Annotated in this window: 13 protein-coding genes and 1 pseudogene; 11 read left to right on the forward strand and 3 right to left on the reverse strand. The window is 36.2% G+C overall.

Features of this window, described 5'->3' with window-relative positions:
- The 9 genes and pseudogenes from G577_RS12175 to ntdP all read left to right on the forward strand — a co-directional run.
- A pseudogene (locus G577_RS12175) lies at window positions 1-271 on the forward strand (group II intron reverse transcriptase/maturase); the annotation flags it as partial.
- Window positions 272-757: 486 nt separating this feature from the next.
- Window positions 758-1555 (forward strand): undecaprenyl pyrophosphate synthase, encoded by a 798-nt coding sequence (locus G577_RS0106795; RefSeq protein ID WP_028790570.1) that lies wholly within the window; start codon window positions 758-760, stop codon window positions 1553-1555.
- Window positions 1552-2358 (forward strand): phosphatidate cytidylyltransferase, encoded by an 807-nt coding sequence (locus G577_RS0106800; RefSeq protein ID WP_028790571.1) that lies wholly within the window; start codon window positions 1552-1554, stop codon window positions 2356-2358. Before G577_RS0106795 ends, G577_RS0106800 begins: the two co-directional genes overlap by 4 nt.
- 149 nt (window positions 2359-2507) lie before the next feature.
- Window positions 2508-3773 carry an RIP metalloprotease RseP gene (gene rseP / locus G577_RS0106805; RefSeq protein WP_028790572.1) on the forward strand — a complete coding sequence of 422 codons (1266 nt, stop codon included), beginning with the start codon at window positions 2508-2510 and terminating at the stop codon, window positions 3771-3773.
- A 79-nt stretch (window positions 3774-3852) separates the two neighbouring features.
- Window positions 3853-5559 carry a proline--tRNA ligase gene (locus G577_RS0106810; protein ID WP_028790573.1) on the forward strand — a complete coding sequence of 569 codons (1707 nt, stop codon included), beginning with the start codon at window positions 3853-3855 and terminating at the stop codon, window positions 5557-5559.
- Between the two features lie 96 nt (window positions 5560-5655).
- Window positions 5656-9993 (forward strand): PolC-type DNA polymerase III, encoded by a 4338-nt coding sequence (locus G577_RS0106815; RefSeq protein ID WP_028790574.1) that lies wholly within the window; start codon window positions 5656-5658, stop codon window positions 9991-9993.
- A 464-nt stretch (window positions 9994-10457) separates the two neighbouring features.
- Window positions 10458-11255, forward strand: coding sequence for a recombination regulator RecX (gene recX / locus G577_RS0106820; protein ID WP_028790575.1), 798 nt, complete (start codon window positions 10458-10460; stop codon window positions 11253-11255).
- Window positions 11245-12393 carry an A/G-specific adenine glycosylase gene (mutY, locus tag G577_RS0106825; protein ID WP_028790576.1) on the forward strand — a complete coding sequence of 383 codons (1149 nt, stop codon included), beginning with the start codon at window positions 11245-11247 and terminating at the stop codon, window positions 12391-12393. Before recX ends, mutY begins: the two co-directional genes overlap by 11 nt.
- Before the next feature lie 95 nt (window positions 12394-12488).
- Window positions 12489-13022, forward strand: coding sequence for a nucleoside tri-diphosphate phosphatase (ntdP, locus tag G577_RS0106830; RefSeq protein WP_028790577.1), 534 nt, complete (start codon window positions 12489-12491; stop codon window positions 13020-13022).
- A gap of 153 nt (window positions 13023-13175) precedes the next feature.
- Here ntdP and G577_RS0106835 read toward each other — a convergent pair whose 3' ends face one another.
- Window positions 13176-13613, reverse strand: coding sequence for a GNAT family N-acetyltransferase (locus G577_RS0106835; RefSeq protein WP_028790578.1), 438 nt, complete (start codon window positions 13611-13613; stop codon window positions 13176-13178).
- A 188-nt stretch (window positions 13614-13801) separates the two neighbouring features.
- Between G577_RS0106835 and G577_RS0106840 the strand changes: the two genes are divergently transcribed.
- Both G577_RS0106840 and G577_RS0106845 read left to right on the forward strand, forming a co-directional pair.
- Window positions 13802-15181, forward strand: a complete 1380-nt coding sequence (locus G577_RS0106840; RefSeq protein WP_028790579.1) for a hemolysin family protein — start codon at window positions 13802-13804, stop codon at window positions 15179-15181.
- A gap of 212 nt (window positions 15182-15393) precedes the next feature.
- On the forward strand, window positions 15394-16974 hold the full coding sequence (locus tag G577_RS0106845; RefSeq protein WP_028790580.1) for a peptide chain release factor 3: 1581 nt from the start codon (window positions 15394-15396) through the stop codon (window positions 16972-16974).
- Window positions 16975-17064: 90 nt separating this feature from the next.
- Here the strand turns inward: G577_RS0106845 and G577_RS0106850 are convergent, their stop codons facing one another.
- Window positions 17065-17373, reverse strand: coding sequence for a DUF1827 family protein (locus G577_RS0106850; RefSeq protein WP_028790581.1), 309 nt, complete (start codon window positions 17371-17373; stop codon window positions 17065-17067).
- Between the two features lie 136 nt (window positions 17374-17509).
- Window positions 17510-19738: an ATP-dependent Clp protease ATP-binding subunit gene (locus G577_RS0106855; protein WP_028790582.1), complete on the reverse strand. Its 2229-nt coding sequence runs from the start codon at window positions 19736-19738 to the stop codon at window positions 17510-17512.
- Between the last annotated feature and the right edge of the window lie 487 nt (window positions 19739-20225).

Genomic DNA, 20225 nt, shown 5'->3' on the forward strand with positions numbered 1-20225 from the left:
ATGGTTACGACATAAAGTCCGTGTCATTATTATAAAGCAATGGAAACTTCCGCGACGAATCTATATGAATTTACAACAATTGAATCGACTATTCAAGTGTCATTTCAAGAAAGAAGACATTTATAAGGTCGCTAATTCTAGATTAGGTTGGTATAGGAAATGCGGGATGGACGTTGTCAACTTTACGTTAAGTCCGAAAGTTTTAGCCATAAAGAAAAAGGATCGACCTGGATTGGTTGATCCTTTATCCTACTATCTAAATAAAGCGTGAAAACAGTACAAATGTAGCGCCGTATACGAGGACCGTACGTACGGTGCGACGGGAGGGGCGGAAATTTATTTCCCCTCTACCCTATTCAAAAACAATTACGTAAGCACATAAGTATCTCAGACTAGTGTGGTTATCAGCAAATAAGCACATAAGTATGCTAAAGTAGTGGGGCTAAATCCTTTTAACCACATAAGTATGCCAAACTAGTGGGCTTAATTTAAACATTTATTGCAAAAATGGAATATTTCTTCAAAATAAGCACATAAGTATGCTAAAGTAGTGAGCTAATTGTATATATAGCACAAAAACTGAAGAACAGTGTTTTTTCTTCTAGCTATTTTTTAAAAAATTCTTTTGTTCTTTTAATAATTTCGTCCATATTTTTGTTTATTATAGGCAATAGGATGGTTTATTGTTATAATGAGAAAGATAAAACTTACGTTGATCTTATAAATGAGTAGATTAATAAAGGCAGGAGACAAACAAATGTTGCGTTTTTTTCCAGAGAAGAATAAAACTTTCCAAGAAGAACAGGAATATACTTTTGATTCAGAATTACCAGTGCCCAATCATATTGCTATTATTATGGATGGGAATGGACGATGGGCACAAAATCGCTATTTACCACGTGTAGCTGGACATAAAGAAGGCATGGAAACAGTCAAAACGATTACTAAACATGCTTCTAATTTAGGTGTTAAGGTGTTAACACTTTACGCTTTTTCAACGGAGAATTGGAAACGACCTGAGGAAGAGGTCGATTTTTTGATGCAATTACCTGTTGATTTTTTCGATACTTTTGTGCCAGAATTAATGAAGAAAAATGTGCGTATCAATGTAATGGGAGAGTATGACACTTTACCTGCTTCCACACAAGATGCAATTAATCGTGCAGTTGAAGCCACTAGTAACAATACCGGATTGATTTTGAATTTTGCTTTAAACTATGGTAGCCGCTCGGAAATGGTTCACGCGGTGAAAAATATCGCATCTGATATTACAGAAAATAATATTGAAATTGAACAAATAACTGATGAGATGATCGGTGATTATTTGATGACTAGTTTTTTGCCAAAAGAAATTCGGGATCCAGAAATTTTGATTCGAACGAGCGGAGAAGAACGAATCAGTAATTTTTTATTATGGCAAATTGCTTATAGTGAATTACTTTTTACCAAAGAGTTATGGCCGGATTATAATGAAACATCACTGGAAAACTCGATTGCCATTTTTCAACATCGTAACCGTCGTTTTGGCGGTTTGAAAAAGGAGGAAAATAAATGAGACGTCGAGTCGCTACAGCGATTATTGCGTTAGCACTTTTTTTACCCATTATCTTTTTTGACTTTGGTGGGATTGCAGTTCAACTACTGGGAGCTTTGTTAGCTGTTGTAGGAGTCTACGAACTCTTTAGAATGAAAGGACTAGCTCTTTTAAGTTTTGAAGGTATACTTTCTACCATCGGCGCTATTGTTCTTGTCTTACCTAACAATCCATGGTTTTCTTACTTACCTGATACAGCAGATAAACTGATTCTTTTTTATTTTGTTGTTATGCTTTTACTCGGTGTTTCGGTGATATCAAAAAACATGTACACCATTGATGAAGCTGGTTTTCCTGTATTAGTTAGTTTGTATGTAGGAGTAGGATTTCAAAATTTTGTAGAGGCAAGAGCCACCGGATTGTTGGTCTTATTGCTAGGGATTTTCATTGTATGGGCAACGGATATTGGCGCTTATATGATAGGAAAAAAGTATGGTCAACGCCAATTATGGCCAGAAATTTCTCCTAATAAAACGGTCGAAGGAGCTTTAGGAGGCATTGTAAGTGCCGTCTTTGTTGCGATTGTTTTCTTAATTCTTTATCCAGGGAGTCTTTATTTTGAATATGGTTCCTTTATAATGATTTTTTGGACAATCATTCTTTCAATTGTTGGACAATTTGGTGATTTAGTGGAATCAGCAATCAAGCGTCACTATCAAGTCAAAGATGCTGGCAATATTTTGCCTGGACACGGAGGCATTTTAGATCGCTTTGATAGTATGCTATTTGTTTTTCCTATTATGCATTTAATTGGCTTGTTTTAGTTTTGAAAGGTAACGAAGCATTTTCGAATGATCGGAAATGCTTTTTTAAATTCTTATTACAAATAAGTTCATTGATTGTGAATTAGCTAAGATGTGATAAAATAATGGGTAATCTTTGATATACTCACACAAAGGAGAGAACGCAGGCGATGAGGACACTGATTACATTTTTAATCGTCTTCTCAGTAGTTGTGGTAATACATGAATTTGGCCACTTTTATTTTGCCAAAAGAGCAGGTATTTTAGTTCGAGAATTTTCCATTGGAATGGGTCCTAAACTATTTAGTCACCAAGCTCAAGATGGCACAACCTATACCATACGCGCCATCCCTATGGGAGGATATGTTCGTATGGCAGGCTATGGAGAAGAAGAAGAGTTAAAAGCCGGAATGCCGGTGTCGTTAGAAGTAGACGAAAATAATGAAGTCAAAAAAATAAATACAAGCCAAAAAGTTCAATTAGCAAATGCCATTCCTATGGAAGTAACGAGTTATGATTTAACAGATGAATTGCAAATTACTGGGTTTATTAATGGAAATGAACAAAACGTCGGAACGTATCCTGTTAGCCATGAAGCGATGATTATCGAAGAAGATGGGACACAATTACGTATTGCTCCGCGCGATGTACAATTTCAATCAGCAAAATTATGGCAGCGGATGTTGACCAACTTTGCTGGTCCCATGAATAACTTTTTATTGACCATTGTGTTGTTTATTGTGATTGTGTTCTTACAAGGCGGTGTACCTAATGAAGATTCTACTGTCCTTGGCGAAGTGGCTCCTGATGGGGCGGCTGCTTCTGCTGGCTTACAATCAGGAGATGAAATTGTAAGTATCGATGAGGAACAGACAAGTAGTTGGCCTGAATTACAACGAGTCGTCCAACAACATCCTGAAGAAGAATTAACGCTCGAAGTAGAAAGAGGGGACCAAACGTTACAAGTAGAAGCAACACCAGAAAGTGTCGATAACCAAGACCAACAGGTGGGTCAGCTTGGTGTACAAGCTTCACTAAACACAGGTTTTTGGGATAAGCTAATCGGAGGTGTTGAACGAAGTTGGGATACTTTTGTTCAAATCTTGGTTGCTCTCCAAACGCTGGTCACCAATTTTAGTTTGGACCAATTAGGAGGTCCTGTAGCCATTTTCGAATTATCTAATCAGGCTGCTCAACAAGGCGTTATCACCTCCTTATTATTGACGGCAATGATATCTGTAAACTTAGGTATTGTTAATTTATTGCCAATCCCAGGTTTAGACGGTGGCAAATTATTACTCAATATTGTGGAAGCTGTACGTGGAAAACCGATCAGTGAAGAAAAAGAAGGCCTTATTACTTTGGTAGGATTTGGTTTGTTGATGTTATTGATGGTGTTAGTTACTTGGAATGACATCCAGCGCTTTTTCTTTTAAAAATAAGCTTTTAGTTAATATGAGGGCTGTTTAGTCACATGGTTAAAAAAGAGGTTTGTTTTAAGTAAAGGAGTGTGCTATGAAACAATCAAAGCTTTTGATTCCAACAATGCGAGAAAATCCAAATGATGCAGAAGCCAAGAATTTACAATTATTATTAAGAGCTGGTTTTATTCGACAAGTATCTGGGGGAGTTTATGCTTATTTGCCTTTAGCAATGCGTGTATTAAAGAAGATGAATAAAATCATTGAAGAAGAATTTGAAAAAATTGGGGCAGTAGAAATTCAAATGCCAACACTTCTTCCTTTATCCTTGCTAGAAAAGTCGAATTTGGATGACTATGATGGAAAAGCTTATAATTTAAAAGATCGTAATGGGAAAGAGTTTGTTTTAGGCTCAGTTTATGAAGGTTTAATTAGCGAGCTTATTGGCGATGAAATTTCTTCTTATAAACGATTGCCTTTAACGCTTTTTCAAACAACGACAAAATATCGTAATGATAAACGTTCACGCTTGGGGCTATTTCGTAGTCATGAATTTATTTTAAGCGATGCTTACTCTTTTCATGCAACGACAAATAGTTTAAATGAGATGTATCAGTCTTATCAAAAAGCTTTTAATCGCATTTTTGAACGTCTAGGCGTTAAAGTGAAAAGTTTGCTTGGGGATAGTCAAATAAACGGGCAGACCGATGTACTGGAATATATGGTCCTTTCTGAATCAGGTGATAAAATTGGTTGTTTTTCTGATGAAAGTGATTATGCCGCAGATTTACAAGCTGCAACGAGTGCTTTTACTTCCAAAAAATCACATGAGCCTCATAAAGAAATGAGCAAAGTGGCTTTTGATGAGTGTAAGACACTCGCTCAAGCGGCTGAAGATTTGGCTATTCCACTGCAAAAGACTATTAAGACACGGTTTTATATAGCAGGTTCTCAGCCCGTACTTGTTTTAGTACGGGCGGATCAGAAGGTAAATGAACTAAAAGTAAAAAAAATGCTACGAGTTCAAGAATTAAAAGTAGCAGATGAAACTCAAGTTGAACAATATTTTAACTCTCCTTTAGATAGTATCGGCCCGGTCGGCGTTTCTGAAGATTGTAAGATATATGCGGACCTGCAAATACAAGGTCTTGCAAATGCGTTGACAGGTGGAAATGAAGTAAATACTTATTTAAAAAATGTTAATCCGGATGATGATTTTTCTATTGAACAATATGCTGACCTTCGTTTAGTAAAAGAAGGCGATATTTCTTCGGATAACAAGGGAACTTTGCAGCTTAAAAAAGGGATTGAAGTTGGGCGTATGGTTAAAGTAGGAACTTATTTTAGCGAAAGATTAAAATCAAATGTATTGGATGAAAATGGACAACAAATTCCTATACAAATGGGCTATTATGAACTAGGTATCAGTCGTTTATTGGCTATGGTTGTAGAACAAAGTAGTGACCAACAAGGGATTAATTGGCCTGCTGAAATTGCTCCTTTTGATTTACATATTGTACAAACAAATATGGACGATAAATCTCAAACAGACTTAACAAATCAAGTGGAAAAAATGATGATGGAAGCTGGTTACCAAGTTTTAGTAGATGACCGTGAAGAAAGAGGCGGCGTAAAATTTGCGGATGCTGATTTAATTGGTTGTCCAGTTCGTATTACTGTTGGCAATAATGCTGAAGAAGGTGTTGTCGGGATTAAGCTTAAACAAACCCAGGCAACAGTTGAAGTAAAACAAGAAGAACTCGTTTCCACGTTATCTATTTTATTGAGTTCAGAAAATTGACAAGCAGTCTAGAGCGAAATGTTCTAGGCTGCTTTCGTTACTTTAGTAAATAGCGTATACTAAAAAAGAGAATGTAACATTAAGGAGTGTATAAACTTGTCAAAGGGAAAAGAATCTTTTGAAATTCTTTTAGATCAAATCGACCTTGATGAAACCATGCGAGAAAATCCTTTGATCAAACAAGGAGAAATTAAACAAGTCATTGTTCATAAGCAGTCCAAGAGTTGGACCTTTGTTTTAGCATTTGAAAAAATATTGCCTGTAATGCTTTACCAAAATTTTCGCCAAAACTTGGAAATGGCTTTTCAGGACATCGCCACCGTTACTATGCGAATTGAAACAAGTGATGGACAATTTGATGAAAAATTATTACAAGAGTATTGGCCGTTGGTTTTGGCTGATCAAAATTGTTCAACGCCTTTTATTCAACAAGTATTAAAGAGTCAACAGCCCTTTATGGAGGATCGGAAAATTATTTTGCCAATTTCCAATGAGGCAGTGATTCCTAATTTGCAGCAACAATATTTACCTATGATCGAAAAACTTTATCAGTCTTTCGGTTTTGCTAAGTTTCGTATCAAACCACAATTGGACCAAAAACAGGCAGATGAAAATAAAGAACAGCTTGAAGCTTTGCAAAAAGAACAACAAGAAGCTTTTATGCAACAGGCTGCGGAGTCTATTGCTTCACATAAACAACAAAAACAAGAGAAAAAACAAGAAAAACAATCAGCAGAAGGCCCTGTGACTTTAGGTCGCTCCATCCCTTCAGACGAATTGGTTACTCCAATGGAAGATATTTTAGAAGAAGAACGGCGAGTGACGATTCAGGGGTATGTTTTTGATAAAGAAGTGCGGGAATTACGTTCAGGAAGACAACTGTTGATTTTAAAAATTACAGATTATACTTCCTCATTTGTGGCAAAAAAATTCTCAAACGGTGAAAAAGATGAACAAGCATTTGATTCTTTACAACAAGGTAGCTGGTTAAAAGTACGTGGAAGTATTCAAGAAGATACTTTCATGCGAGATTTAGTAATGAATGCCCAAGATTTAACAGAAATAAAGCATGAAGAACGTAAAGACTACGCTAAAGAAGAAGAAAAGCGGGTAGAATTGCATCTACACTCCAATATGAGTACGATGGATGCGACAAATAGCATCACTGAGTTAGTTGAGCAAGCAGGTAAATGGGGCCATAGCGCCATTGCACTTACTGATCATGGTGGCGCTCAGGCTTTTCCAGAGGCCCATCAAGCTGGAGAGAAAAATGGAGTGAAAATTATATATGGCGTGGAAGCTAATGTCGTGGATGACGGCGTTGAAGTGGCTTATAACCCACAAGACGTTTCACTTTCTGATGCTACTTATGTCATTTTTGACGTTGAAACGACTGGGCTTTCAGCGGTTTATGATTCAATTATTGAGCTAGCAGCGGTTAAGATGCACAAAGGAAATGTAGAAGAAACTTTTGAAGAATTTATTGATCCAGGACATCCGCTTTCTAATACAACGGTTAATTTAACTGGAATTACTGATGAAATGGTACGCGGCTCTAAATCTGAAGTAGAAGTGCTCCAATCATTTCGCGAATTTGCTGAAGGAACCATCTTGGTTGCACATAACGCTTCTTTTGACATGGGCTTTTTAAACATGAGCTATAAACGTAATAATATTCCTGAAGCAAGCAACCCGGTGATTGATACATTAGAGCTAGCGCGCTTTTTACATCCAGAATTCAAACGTTTTGGTTTAGGTGTATTGACTAAAAAATTTGGTGTAGCTTTAGAACAGCATCACCGTGCTGTTTATGACGCAGAGGCTACGGGTCATCTGGCTTGGATTTTTGTTAAAGAGGCAATGGAAGATCATGAGATGTATTTACATAAAGATTTGAACCGCCATGTAGGTGGCGCTAATTCTTTGAAAGCTGCTCGTCCTTTTCATGCTAGTATTTTAGTTAAAACTCAAAAAGGACTGAAAAATTTATTTAAATTAATTTCCATGTCCAATGTCAAATATTTCCATGACAAACAGCCACGAATTCCACGTTCTGAGTTGGTCAAGTATCGGGAAGGTTTATTGATTGGAACAGCTTGTGATAAAGGAGAAGTCTTTGTTGCAATGATGCAAAAAGGCTATGAAGAAGCTAAAGAACTGGCAAAATTCTATGATTATCTCGAAATCATGCCTAAAGCCGTTTATGCTCCCCTGGTGGAACAAGAACTAGTAAAAAGTGAAAAAGACTTAGAAGATATTATTGCTAAGTTAGTAAAAATTGGGGAAGAATTGGATAAGCCAGTGGTTGCTTCAGGTGACGTTCATTATTTAAATGAAGAAGACGCCACTTATCGCAAAATTTTAATTAACTCGATGGGTGGGGCCAACCCATTAAATCGCCACAGCCTTCCAGATGTTCATTTCCGTACGACAGATGAAATGCTAACTGAATTCCAATTTTTAGGTGAAGAAAAAGCTAAAGAAGTCGTCATTAGCAATCCTCAAGCGATCAATGACAGCTGTGAAGTAGTTATTCCAGTAAAAGATAAATTGTATACTCCCAAAATCCCTGGTTCAGAGGAAGAAATTACAAACTTGAGTTATTCCAAAGCAAAGGAATTATATGGTGATCCTTTGCCAAAAATCGTTGAAAAGCGCTTGGAAAGAGAGCTTGAATCAATTATTGGAAATGGTTTTTCTGTTATTTATTTAATTTCACAAAAATTAGTATTAAAGAGTAATAAAGATGGTTACTTAGTTGGTTCGAGAGGTTCAGTTGGATCAAGTTTAGTAGCTACTATGACAGGAATTACTGAAGTAAATCCTTTAGCTCCTCATTATCATTGCCCAGAGTGTCGGTACTCAGAATTCTATGAAGACGGTTCTTACGGTTCTGGTTTTGATATGCCAGAAAAAAATTGCCCGGAATGTGGGGCACGTTTGAAAAAAGATGGTCATGATATTCCGTTTGAAACCTTCTTAGGATTTAATGGGGATAAAGTTCCTGATATTGATTTGAACTTTTCTGGAGATTATCAACCTATAGCCCATAATTATACAAAGGAACTTTTCGGTGAGGATTACGTTTTTCGAGCAGGAACAATCGGTACCGTAGCGGATAAAACCGCCTTTGGTTTTGTGAAAGGTTATGAACGTGATTATAATTTAAATTTTAGAAACGCTGAAGTTGATCGTTTAGCCAAAGGAGCTACTGGCGTTAAGCGGACAACAGGACAGCATCCAGGTGGTATTATAGTTATTCCTGATTATATGGATGTTTACGATTTTACGCCGATTCAATATCCGGCTGATGATTTGAATGCTGAATGGCGTACAACCCACTTTGACTTTCATTCTATTCATGATAATGTTTTGAAGCTTGATATTTTGGGTCATGATGATCCAACGGTTATTCGGATGTTACAAGACCTATCTGGGATTGATCCACAAACAATTCCTACAGATGATCCAGAAGTAATGCGAATTTTTGAAGGAACAGAAGTGCTAGGAGTAACACCTGAACAAATTTATTCAAAAACTGCCACTTTAGGAATTCCTGAATTTGGTACGCGTTTTGTACGGGGGATGTTAGAAGAAACAAGCCCTTCAACTTTTGCTGAATTGCTACAAATTTCTGGTTTATCACACGGAACAGACGTATGGCTGGGAAATGCTGATGAGCTTGTGCGCCAAGGAATAGCTGATTTAGCTCATGTTATTGGTTGCCGTGATGACATCATGGTTTACTTAATGCATGCGGGACTTGATGCAGGGCTTGCTTTCCAAATTATGGAGCATGTCCGTAAAGGTCGCGGTATTCCGGATGAATGGCAAGAAGAAATGAAGAAGTACGATGTTCCAGACTGGTATATCGATTCTTGTTTAAAAATTAAGTATATGTTTCCTAAAGCCCATGCTGCAGCTTATGTATTGATGGCTTTGCGCGTTGCTTATTTTAAAGTGTATTTCCCAATTCTTTATTATTGTGCTTACTTTTCTGTTCGCGCAGATGATTTTGATTTAATAGCCATGTGCAAAGGGAAAAATGCTGTAAAAGAACGTATGAAAGAAATTACTGATAAAGGAACAGATGCTACAGCGAAAGAAAAAAACTTACTGACTGTTCTTGAATTGTGTAATGAAATGTTGGAACGTGGTTACGAATTTGGCATGATTGATTTATACAAATCAGATGCAGTTAATTTTGTTATAGAAGATAACAAATTGATTGCACCATTTAGAGCTGTCCCTAGTTTAGGTACTAACGTGGCCAAACAAATTGTAAAAGCACGAGAAGATGGGCCATTTCTTTCAAAAGAAGACCTTGCTAATCGTGCTAAGGTTTCTAAAACGTTGATTGATTATATGTCTGATAACGGTGTTTTAAACGATTTACCTGATGAAAATCAACTATCATTGTTTGATATGTTATAAGCGCGAGGTTACAAATTGTATATAAGTATTTGGTTGGATCATATCCTTCTTCTGTCTAATGGTTCGATTCATTACATTGGACGAGTGGGATATGATCCAATTGTGTAGAAACTACTTAATATTGAATAAAGAAAGAGGAATTCATTATCTAATAATCTAAAATTGAATAAAGAAAAAGATCTCTTTTATTCAATAAGAAATTATTGAATAACGGAATTGAAATTTTTTATTCAATAATCAGTAAAAATAATTCAAAATGAAAAAAGCGAATGAAATTTTGATAATATTGAATAAAAAAATGTAGTTTTATTATTCAATAAAATGAAATTGAATAATGAATGTTGAAACTTTTATTCAATAACTTTTTTATCTGTAATGAACAGAAAATAATCCTTATTAACGCGGAATTGATTCCTTTGAGTAAAAGTTATAAACTAAAGGAGAATGTATGAAAGGGTGGGAAGATGTATACTGTAACCAGTATTCAAAAACTAAAAGGTACTTTTTACCAAGTCACCATCGATCATCAAGAAAAAATCAAAGTTTCAGAAGACCTTCTGGTTCGCTTTCGTTTATTAAAAGGAAGTGAACTAACAGAAGAGCAAATGGCAGATGTTAAAGAACAAGCAAGTTATGATTTTGGTCTGCAAGAAGCTTTGAATTATATTAGTTATCAATTACGGACGGAAAAAGAAGTTCGCACATATTTGCAAAATAAAGAGATTCCTTTAGAAGATCGGCATAAAATTGTCACTCGTTTAAAAGAGCTTGGCGTCTTAAATGACCAAACTTATGCGGTGAGTTACGTGCGGACACAAATTCGTTTAAGTGATAAAGGACCAGCTAATTTAATTCAACAGTTACGAAAAAAAGGGGTTCAAGATGATCTGATTGCTGAAGCTATGGAACTATATACACCTGAGTTACAAGCAGAAATTGCTGCTAACACTGCAGTGAAGGGATTTAAAAAAATCCGAGGAAAGAGTCACCATGAGACCTTACAAAAGTTACGATTAAATTTAATAAAAAAAGGCTTTAATCAAGATATTGCCCAACAAGCTATTGAAGGGCTTGATTATGAAATTGATGAATCACAAGAGTGGGAAACTTTGCAAAAAGAAGGTCAAAAATTGTTAAAACGAGATCGCTCTAATGATTCTTCTAAGAAAAAAATGAAGCTTAAGCAAAAACTATATCAAAAAGGATTTACTATAGATATGATTCAAAAATTTATTGATGAGGAAGTTTTAGATGAAAAGTAAGATGTGGGATCAACAAACCATTCAGGCTTTTCAAACAACATTACTGAATTGGTACCATCGGAATAAGAGAAATTTACCTTGGCGCGCTGACACGGATCCATATAAGGTATGGATTTCAGAAATTATGTTACAACAGACACGAGTAGATACGGTGATTGATTATTATTATCGCTTTATGGAAGAGTTTCCTACGATTAAGGCACTAGCTGAAGCAGATGAGGAAAAATTATTAAAAGTTTGGCAAGGATTAGGCTATTATTCGAGAGCTAGAAATTTAAAAGTAGCTGCAACACAAATTCAAGATGACTTTAATGGGAAATTTCCCGATACAGTGAAAGAAATCCGTAGTCTAAAAGGTATTGGTCCTTACACAGCGGGGGCAATTGCAAGTATCTCGTTTGGCTTACCTGAGCCCGCTATTGATGGCAATGTAATGCGAGTGATTAGCCGACTATTTGGCATTGAAGAAGATATAACTAAGGCAAGTACTTATAAGATATTTGATCAAATTCTTCGTGCTATTATCTCGCATGAACAGCCTGGAGATATGAATCAAGCTTTAATGGAAGTAGGGGCAACAGTTTCTACCCCGTCTGCTATGGAGTGTCCAAGTTGGCTTAAACCGTTTTGTTATGCTTGTACACATAAAGCGCATGATAAGTTTCCAGTGAAAACAAAAAAAGCCAAGCCTAAAGACGTTTACTATTTGGCTGGAATTATTGAAAATGCAGATCATGAATATTTAGTCATTCAACGTCCAGAAAATGGTCTTTTAGCTAAGATGTGGCATTTTCCTTTAGAAGAAGTTGAGGGAAAGAAATACCAAGAGCTCAAACAATTTTGGGAAAAAGAAGATACAAATCAACTCTCTTTGGACTTGGTTGCTGAAGATGAGGAGATAGCGCCTAACATTTTTAGTGAGTGGCCGGTCGTCTGGCAAAAAAGACATTTTGGTGAAGTGACTCATGTGTTTAGTCATTTAAAATGGCATGTTCTCATTTTCTATGGACGTAGTAGAACAGAATTTACGACTGAAGGCGGTCAATGGTTAAAAGAAGCGTCCTTTCCATCTGTGGCTTTCCCTAAAATACAGCAAAAAATGCTCCAACAATTCAATAAATCTCATAAAGTTGGGTGAGATTTATAGAAAACAAAAGAAATTATTGCTATAATGTTTGTGATGCCGGGGTAAAACACCCAAGCAAATACGAGTTTCGTAAGGTGAGGGTTGCTATGAGAATGCCTAAAGAGGGCGAGTTTGTTAGCATTCAAAGTTACAAACATGATGGCAATTTGCATCGAACGTGGCGTGATACAATGGTATTGAAAACTAGCGAGCAGTCTCTGATTGGTCTAAATGATCACACTTTGGTTACTGAATCAGATGGCAGACGTTGGGTGACCCGCGAACCAGCTATTGTTTATTTTCATAAAAAATATTGGTTCAATGTAGTAGCAATGATTCGAGAAAAGGGGGTTTCCTATTATTGTAATCTAGCTTCTCCATTTGTTTTAGATGAGGAAGCACTAAAATACATTGATTACGATCTGGACATTAAAGTTTTTCCTGACGGAGAGAAACGTTTGTTGGATGTGGATGAGTATGAATTGCATAGCAAATTAATGCAGTATCCGAACAATATTGATTATATCTTAAAAGAAAATGTCAAAATTTTAGTTGATTGGATTAATAATGGAAAAGGACCCTTCTCAAAAGGGTATGTCGATATTTGGTATAATCGCTACAAGCAATTGTCGCATAAATAAATAAGAGCTGTGACATAAGTTCTTTTGTTAATAAAATATCCGAACTATATTTGTTGAAATTTGCTAACTTTTGTGAATTTGCAACAAGCATTTGCTGGATTGTAAGGCAATGTCTTTATAGCTCGGGTATTTTTTCTTATCTCACCATTTCTTTTAATAAATAAATTTCGTCATTGTGATGTGTTTAATTCCAGCATCCCAAAAGAAGTCGCCTTTTTCTTGATAGCCTAAATGACGATAAAAATCACAGGCAGAGACTTGCGCTCCTAGACTAATTTTTTGATACTTTGTTTCTTTAACATAACTTTCTATCTCACGTATTAGAATTTTACCATAGCCTTTTCTACGAGCATCTTTGATCACAGCCATACGCTGTACTTTCATTGTATTGTCATTAGAAGCGAGTAAGCGCACGGTAGCCACGGGGATTTGCTGTTCATTGTATAAAACGAAATGGACAGCTTGCTTTTCATCAGTATCTATTTCTCGTTCAGACGGAACTTGTTGCTCTATTATAAAAACTTGTTTTCTAATATCAAGGGCATCTTTATAAACTAGACTTAAAGTATCGTTAGTATGTAATGTATACATTTTATCACCTCGCAATGATTATATCGTTTTGCCTTAAAATTAGCTAGTCGAAGACTTTTGGTAAAAATGTAAACAATCAATCATGTGAATCGGTTTTCATTGAAAAGAGAAATGCCTTGTGGTAGTATTTTACTGTGGTTGTAGGCCACATTTTTTATAAAATTGAAAAATAAGGAGCGAATGTCATTATGAACGCTGACCCCGGGAGTCAGTCGCTGATAGCCCAAATGTTGCTATTACTTGTTTTAACGATAGTGAATGCTTTTTTAGCAGCTTCAGAGATCGCTGTAGTTTCCATTAATAAAAACCGTATTGAGCAACAAGCAGAAGAAGGAGATAAAAAAGCACAAAAACTTTTACCTACGTTAAAAGAACCAACGAACTTTTTATCAACAATTCAAGTAGGTATCACTTTAGTAAATATTTTGTCTGGTGCTTCTCTTGCTTCACAATTGGCGCAACGACTTTCACCACATTTAGGTGGTGGCGCCGCTGCAACAAGTATCGCAAATATACTTATGGTTATGCTTTTAACTTATATTTCGATTGTATTTGGTGAATTATATCCTAAACGAATTGCTATGAGCAAAACAGAAGAAGTAGCTAAGTTTTCTGCTGGAACTATTCGCGCCGTCGAAAAAGTTGCAAAACCATTTGTTTGGTTGCTATCAGCATCGACGAATTTACTCGCTCGAATGACCCCAATGGAATTCGATGACGAAGATAGTAAAATGACGCGGGATGAGATGCGTTATATGATGGAAACAGAAGGTGTCTTTGAAGATGAGGAATTATCCATGCTTCAAGGCGTTTTTTCGCTAGATACCAAAGTTGCTCGTGAAGTGATGGTTCCTCGTACGGATGCATATATGGTCGATATTAATGATAGTGTGAGTGAAGTAATCGATGATATTTTAAAACAAAATTATTCTCGAATCCCGATTTTTAATGAAGAAAAAGATAAGGTCGTGGGAATTTTGCACACGAAGAACTTACTCAAGGAAGCATACAAACAAGGGTTTGATACTATTGATTTACCTTCACTATTACAAGAACCTTTATTTGTACCAGAGACAGTTTTTATCGATGATTTGTTATATGAAATGAAAAAGACACAAAATCAAATGGCGATTTTATTAGATGAATATGGCGGCGTTGTAGGCCTTGCGACGTTGGAAGATTTATTAGAAGAAATTGTAGGTGAAATTGAGGATGAAACAGATGAAGTAGAAACGCTTTATAAAAAGGTTGCTGATTCAGAATATATTATTCAAGGTGGAATGCTCATTGATGAATTCAACGAAGCCTTCGAAACAAGCCTACATATGTCAGACGTGGATACTATGGCTGGTTACTTGATTACAGCTTTGGGAGAAATTCCAGAAGAAGGAGAAAAGCTGACCTTTGATGTAGATAATTTGACGCTAGTATCAGAACAAACAGCAGGTTCGCGCGTTTTGAAAATTCGCGTCATTTTCCATGATCCATCTGAAACGGAAGGAGTAGAGCCTGAAGAAGACCGTCGCTTTTTCCATAAAGAATTTGAAGAGGACGAACCTCGTCGTTAACTATAAAGGGTAGAATCTAAAAAGAGATTCTGCTCTTTTTTAATCTTTTAGAACATAACAAACGAGAAGGGCCGATCTATTCGCGCTTTTTATTTATTTTTGTTAGCTGAAATGATATACTTATCAAGTTCATATTTATCAAGACAAAAAATATAAAACAAGTTTAAAAAAGGAAGGAGAACCTGTAAGTATAACAACTTGCAGTATAAGCAATGGATAAACAAACACAAAAAAATGAAGTCGATCGTAGACGTACATTTGCAATTATTTCTCACCCTGACGCTGGGAAAACGACAATTACAGAACAGCTCTTGCTTTTTGGTGGAGCCATTCGGCAAGCTGGTACAGTAAAGGGGAAGAAGACTGGGAATTACGCGAAGTCTGACTGGATGGAAGTTGAAAAGCAACGTGGAATTTCAGTAACCAGTTCTGTAATGCAGTTTGATTACGAAGACAAACGAGTTAATATATTGGATACGCCGGGTCACGAGGATTTTTCTGAAGATACGTATCGTACTTTAATGGCAGTAGATAGTGCAGTTATGGTAATTGATAGTGCTAAGGGAATTGAAGCTCAAACCAAAAAACTATTTAAAGTTGTTAAACAAAGAGGAATCCCTATTTTCACTTTTATTAACAAAATGGATCGAGATGGACGTGAACCGCTCGAGTTGTTAGAAGAATTGGAAGATTTGCTGGATATTGAATCCTACCCTATGAATTGGCCAATTGGTATGGGAAGTGGATTAGAGGGTATTTATGATATGCACAATCAACGAGTGGAATTATCACACCCTGAAAATTATGACGGGAAGCGATTCTTATCTCTCGATCAAGAGGGCGACATCGCTGAGGAGCATCCATTAAAACAAGATAGTGTCTATCAACAAGCTTTGGAAAATGTCGAATTACTTCAAGAAGCCGGAGATGATTTCAGTCTAGAAAAAGTAGAGCGAGGAGATCAAACACCGGTATTTTTTGGTTCAGCATTAACGAATTTTGGTGTACAAACATTTTTAGAGGCTTTCTTAGAATATGCCCCAGCGCCTCATGCACATAAAACCAAAAAAGAAGATCGAGTAGATCCTTATGAAGAAAAGTTTTCTGGTTTTGTTTTTAAAATCCAAGCGAACATGGATCCAGCTCATCGCGACCGTATCGCTTTTTTACGTATTTGCTCAGGGACATTTAATCGAGGCATGGAAGTAACATTACAGCGAACAAGGAAGAAAATGAGGTTAAGTAATGTAACACAATTTATGGCTGAATCTCGCGAAAATATTCAAGAAGCGGTTGCTGGGGATATTATAGGCATTTATGATACGGGAAATTATCAAGTAGGAGACACCCTTTATGAAGGGAACCTTAAGGTAGCCTTCGAAGATTTACCAGCTTTTACGCCGGAATTATTTATGCAAGTAAATGCCAAAAATGTTATGAAACAAAAATCATTTTATAAAGGCATCTATCAGTTAGTTCAAGAAGGTGCTATTCAATTATATAAGACCTATATGACAGATGATTATATTATTGGCGCTGTGGGTCAATTGCAGTTTGAAGTTTTTCAATATCGTATGAGAAATGAATATCATTCTGAAGTAATTATGACACCCTTGGGGCATAAGATTGCTCGTTGGATTGACCCGAAAGACTTAGATGAAAATATGCATTCCAGTCGGAACATTTTGGCTAAAGATCGTTTCGATCAACCGCTATTTTTGTTTGAAAATGAATTTGCTATGCGATGGTTTGCTGAAAAATATCCAAATGTAGAATTGAAAAGTTTATTGTAAAATAAAAAGAGGATGAGACACTTTCCTGCCAATAATTATAGAGATTTATTGTCGGGAAGGTTATCTCACCCTCTTTTTTATGCTAACCTATTAAGGTTTTTTTAACAATTTAGGTATGGAAATTTCAACGACGCCATCATTTTCTATCTCGATAATATCTTGTTCATTATAAGAATCTTCGGAAAGTTTGTTTAAGAAGCGATTTTTAATTTCATTTATTTCAGATGGACGGATAGCTCTTTTTTTATTAACTAATAAGAGCTCATTATGTTGGGGAGCTTCGGTATACACAATAGAGATGTTGCCAGCAGTATACACCTTAACCAGTTCTGCATCTGTACTTTCTAACTGTTGTTTTACTAATCTAGAGTGACTATTTGTAACATTTACTAATTTCATTTATTTCACCTCACATTTTTTGCAGCTTGGTTTTCTTACATATATTATATTTTTATTTTAATAAAATGAAAAGTGTTAGGTATTAAAAAAACTGGAAAAGTACACAAAAGTACTTTTCCAGTTCATTATTTATTGTTTATTCGTTTTCTTGCTTGTTTTGTACCGTGGCATTTTCTGATGCTTCGATTTCAATTTCACCTTTATCATTCAACTTAGCTTTTAACTCTGAGCTACCAGGATGGTCAAGGTAATATTCAGCAATATTGTCTTCAATTTGTTCTTGAATTGTCCGACGTAACGGACGAGCACCCATGGCAGGGTCATATCCAAGGTCAACTAGCTTTTCCTTTACATCTTGCGAGACATCGATATGAATGTTTTGACGAGCAAGCATATTATTTACATCATCTAGCATTAGTGAAATGATCTTCAATAAGTTTTCTTTGCTTAGTCCCTTAAATTCTACGATACCATCAAAACGATTTAGGAATTCAGGATTGAAGTAATCTTTCAAATGACTCATTACAGAGTTTGTCATACCTTCACGTGCAGGGCCAAATCCAACATTTGCTTCAACATTGCCTGTACCTGCGTTACTAGTCATGATAATTAACGTATCTTTAAAGCTTACGGTGCGTCCTTGGGCATCAGTCAAACGTCCATCATCAAGAATTTGCAAGAACATATGCAATACATCTGGATGAGCTTTTTCTACTTCATCAAGTAAGATCAAGCTATATGGGTTACGACGAACTTTTTCCGTCAATTGACCTGCTTCTTCATAACCAACATAACCAGGAGGGGATCCGATAAGCTTAGATATACTGTGTTTTTCCATGTATTCTGACATATCAAAGCGAATCATCGAATCAGTCGAACCAAATAGTTCATAGGATAAACGTCTTGCGAGTTCTGTTTTACCAACACCAGTAGGACCAACAAATAAGAAAGAACCGATGGGTTGGTTTTGTTTGCCTAAACCTACACGGTTACGACGAATAGCTCGAGAAACTTTATCAATAGCTTCATTTTGTCCGATGACGTGTTTCTTCAAGTCGTCACCGAGGGTACGCAATTGATTTTGTTCTTTTTCTTTGAGTTCACCTACTGGGATCCCCGTTTGTTGTTCTACGATTTGTTCCATTGTTTTTTCAGTAATGACTGGCATTTTTTCGTCACTAACTTGTTGTTCTTTCATTTTTTCAAGTTTATTGATTTGATCCCTATAGTAAGCAGCTTTTTCGTAATCTTCTTCTTTAGAAGCTTGTGCTTTTTGTTTTTGCGCTTCTTCTAGTTTTTTGTCGATCGTTTTTGGATCAACATATTGAATCGTTAAGTTTTCCTTAGCTCCTGATTCGTCCAATAGATCAATTGCTTTATCTGGTAAGAACCGGTCTTGAATGTAACGGTTAGACAAGTCAGCTGCTGCTTGAATGGCTTCATCTGTATATTTTACATGGTGATAATCTTCATAACGTGGTTGCAATCCTTTTAAGATAGAAACCGTTTCTTCAATTGTTGGTTCATCCACACGTAGTGGTTGCAAACGACGTTCTAAAGCAGCATCTTTTTCAATGGTACGATATTCATTTAATGTGGTTGCCCCTACCATTTGTAGATCGCCACGAGCAAGAGCTGGTTTCAGGATATTACCAGCGTCCATATTGCCATCACCGGCTGTACCAGCACCAACAATTTCATGGACTTCGTCAATAAATAGGATAATATCTTGGGCTTCTTTAATTTCATTAATCAATTGTTGCATTCTTTCTTCAAATTGGCCCCGGATACCTGTTCCTTGAACCAATGAAGCGACATCTAAACGTACAACTTTTTTATCCATTAATTTTTGTGGTACATCGCCGTCAACAATTTTTTGAGCTAAACCTTCAACAACCGCTGTTTTACCAACGCCAGCTTCACCAATTAAAACAGGATTATTTTTTGTACGACGATTTAAAATTTCAATAACGCGTTTAATTTCGCTATCTCGACCTACTACTGGATCAATTTGTCCGTCTTGAGCCTCTTTGGTAATATTAATTCCATAATCTCCTAAAAGGCCAGACAATCCAGAATCCTTAGGTGGTTGTTGCCCACCATTGGAATTATTTCCGCCACCAGCTTGTGTTGGTGGGGTTTGTTCGTAGTAGGAATTTCCTTGTTGCATTTGAGACATTTGGCGGAAGAAATCGTCTAGGCTTCCAAAGCCAAATGGATCTTGTTGCATCCCCATTGCATTTTCTTGTTGATTTTTAAGTTTTTGATAACAGTTTTGACAAAAGTCGATTTGTCGTCTTTGTCCGCCAACATTTGCATATAAATGAATGGTGGCTTCATTTTTTCCACAATTTTGACAAAGCATCGAACCTCACAACCTTTCTTTAATGTTCAAATTCTTGTCACTTTGTAAAAGGCAAGGTGAATGTCAAAAAAACATTGACCAAATTTGACCTTTCAAATTCTATTATACAACCTTTGCTATAATTTTCAAGCATTTGAACTGGAATTACTTAAATTTCTTATGCACTTTTACTTTCCCTGAATGATTTATAAAAATTTGTGGATAACGCATTCGACCGATCAACGAGGTGACTTTTATGTTATTTTCCCTTTTTATCGCCACTTTTTAATCAAGAATAGGAAGGGATAATCGAACGACGCTAAAAAAAGATAAAATTCTTCCTAGAGAATGAAAGCCAAGCCTTTTTTATAAGGATGAAAAGGGCAAAAGTAAACTAGAGATTCAATCGCTGAATTCGTGTAAGGACTTCCCAAAAAAGTGTATTGTAAACATTTGTACTTGATAAGTGAATTTGCACTTGACGCGCGTGCTCTGTGACTTTTCCAGC

This window comes from Tetragenococcus muriaticus DSM 15685, from assembly GCF_000423785.1.
GTDB lineage: Bacteria > Bacillota > Bacilli > Lactobacillales > Enterococcaceae > Tetragenococcus > Tetragenococcus muriaticus.

Excerpts from the sequence above, each read along its gene's own strand:
- G577_RS0106795 (WP_028790570.1), top strand. The coding sequence starts at position 758 with ATGTTGCGTTTTTTTCCAGAGAAGAATAAAACTTTCCAAGAAGAACAG.
- G577_RS0106800 (WP_028790571.1), top strand. The coding sequence starts at position 1,552 with ATGAGACGTCGAGTCGCTACAGCGATTATTGCGTTAGCACTTTTTTTA.
- rseP (WP_028790572.1), top strand. The coding sequence starts at position 2,508 with ATGAGGACACTGATTACATTTTTAATCGTCTTCTCAGTAGTTGTGGTA.
- G577_RS0106810 (WP_028790573.1), top strand. The coding sequence starts at position 3,853 with ATGAAACAATCAAAGCTTTTGATTCCAACAATGCGAGAAAATCCAAAT.
- recX (WP_028790575.1), top strand. The coding sequence starts at position 10,458 with ATGTATACTGTAACCAGTATTCAAAAACTAAAAGGTACTTTTTACCAA.
- mutY (WP_028790576.1), top strand. The coding sequence starts at position 11,245 with ATGAAAAGTAAGATGTGGGATCAACAAACCATTCAGGCTTTTCAAACA.
- ntdP (WP_028790577.1), top strand. The coding sequence starts at position 12,489 with ATGAGAATGCCTAAAGAGGGCGAGTTTGTTAGCATTCAAAGTTACAAA.
- G577_RS0106835 (WP_028790578.1), bottom strand. The coding sequence starts at position 13,613 with ATGTATACATTACATACTAACGATACTTTAAGTCTAGTTTATAAAGAT.
- G577_RS0106840 (WP_028790579.1), top strand. The coding sequence starts at position 13,802 with ATGAACGCTGACCCCGGGAGTCAGTCGCTGATAGCCCAAATGTTGCTA.
- G577_RS0106845 (WP_028790580.1), top strand. The coding sequence starts at position 15,394 with ATGGATAAACAAACACAAAAAAATGAAGTCGATCGTAGACGTACATTT.
- G577_RS0106850 (WP_028790581.1), bottom strand. The coding sequence starts at position 17,373 with ATGAAATTAGTAAATGTTACAAATAGTCACTCTAGATTAGTAAAACAA.
- G577_RS0106855 (WP_028790582.1), bottom strand. The coding sequence starts at position 19,738 with ATGCTTTGTCAAAATTGTGGAAAAAATGAAGCCACCATTCATTTATAT.